Raw genomic sequence first — 1,965 nt, 5'->3', positions numbered from 1 at the left:
CCCTCGGCACGCTACGCCGCGACGACGGAGGCACCGACCGCTTCCACACCTCCCTGGCGCAGGCGTGGGCCAGCGGGGTCGGGATCGACTGGGACCGGCTCTACCCGGGCTTCGAGGGCCGCCGCGCCGAGTTGCCCACCTACCCCTTCCAGCGCGAGAGTCACTGGCTGGACACCACCGCCGGTCCCCGCCGACGGCCCGCCGCCACCGCCGATGAGCCAGCCGATAAGCCCGTGGTCGCATCGACCAGCGCGTCGGCCGTCCCCGGGCTCGCCGGACAGAACACGGCCGGTCAACGGGAGGTCCTGACCGACCTGGTGCGTCGGCACGCGGCGGCCGTCCTCGGGCATCCGGATGTCGAACGGGTCGAGCGGACCGTTCCGTTCAAGGAGGCCGGCTTCGACTCGCATATGTCGGTGGAGCTGCGCGACCGGCTCAACACGGCCACCGGGCTGCGGCTGCCGTCCGGGGTACTCTTCTCGCACCCCACGCCGGCGGCGCTCGCCGAGCGGCTGCGGCAGGACCTGGGCGTCGCCGGCGACGAGGCACCGGCCGGACGTCGCGACCGGGGCCGGATCGCGCCGGGACGGGCCGACGAGCCGATCGCCGTCGTCGGCATGGCCTGCCGGTTCCCCGGCGGCGTGGCCAGCCCCGAGGACCTGTGGCGGCTGGTCGCCGAAGGCCGGGACGCCATCGGTGACTTCCCCACCGACCGTGGCTGGGATCTGGACGCGCTCTATGACCCCGATCCGGAGGCCGTCGGCTCCTCCTACACCAGGAAGGGCGGCTTCCTCGACGGGGTCGCCGACTTCGACGCGGCGTTCTTCGGCATCTCGCCCCGCGAGGCACAGACCATGGACCCCCAGCAGCGGCTGCTGCTGGAAACCTCCTGGGAGGCGATCGAACGCGCCGGGATCGCGCCCTCGGCGCTGCGCGGCACAGGCACCGGCGTGTTCGTCGGCGCCATGGCGCAGGAGTACGGGGCGCCGCTGCACCGGGCCCCCGAGGGCTTCGAGGGGCAGCTGCTGACCGGCGGCGCGGCGAGCGTGCTGTCCGGACGGGTCGCCTATGTGCTGGGCCTCAACGGGCCGGCCATCACGGTGGACACCGCGTGTTCCTCGTCCCTGGTCTCGGTGCATCTGGCCGCCCAGGCACTGCGGCAGGGCGAGTGCTCGATGGCGCTGGCTGGCGGCGTCACGGTGATGCCGACGCCCGGGATGTTCCTGGAGTTCAGCCGCCAGCGAGGGCTGGCCGCCGACGGCAGGTGCAAGGCGTTCGGCGCGGGCGCCGACGGCACCGGCTGGGCGGAGGGCGTCGGCGTGCTGGTGCTGCAACGCCTGGACGAGGCGCGGCGGGAGGGCCGCCGCGTCCTCGCGGTGCTGCGCGGTTCGGCGATCAACCAGGACGGCGCCAGCAACGGGCTCACCGCGCCCAATGGCTCGTCGCAGGAGGAGGTCATCCGGCTGGCGCTGGGCGCCGCCGGGCTGGGGCCCGCCGATGTGGACGCGATGGAGGCGCATGGCACCGGCACCACGCTGGGCGACCCGATCGAGGCCACCGCGCTGCTGGCCACCTACGGGAAGGGCCGGGACGCCGAAGACCCGCTCTTCCTCGGCTCGTTGAAGTCCAATATCGGCCATGCCCAGGCGGCGGCGGGCGTCGGCGGCCTGATCAAGATGATCATGGCGATGCGGGCGGGAACGCTGCCGAGGACGCTGCACGCGGAGCAGCCGTCACCCCATGTGGACTGGTCGTCGGGCGCGCTGTCCCTCCTGGTGGAGTCCCGGCCGTGGCCCGAACGCGATCGGCCGCGTCGCGCCGCCGTCTCCTCGTTCGGGATCAGTGGCACCAACGCACATGTGATCCTTGAGGCCGCGCCCGAGCCCGTCGACGGCGTCGCCGCGCCTGCTGATGTTCCGGCGTCGGGGGTGGTGTGGCCGTTGTCGGGGGCGTCGCCCGAGGCAT

General features: G+C 73.8%; 1 protein-coding gene. It reads left to right on the top strand.

From position 1 onward, the window contains the following. Positions 1–1,965, top strand: a 1,965-nt coding sequence (locus tag DEH69_RS05465) for a beta-ketoacyl synthase N-terminal-like domain-containing protein (RefSeq protein WP_147255440.1), incomplete at both ends; no start/stop codon positions are given.

It is taken from the genome of Streptomyces sp. PT12 (genome assembly GCF_003311645.1).
Taxonomy (GTDB): Bacteria; Actinomycetota; Actinomycetes; order Streptomycetales; family Streptomycetaceae; genus Streptomyces.
Note: the sequence above shows the minus strand (reverse complement) of the source record. Positions and strands in the feature narration are given on the sequence as shown.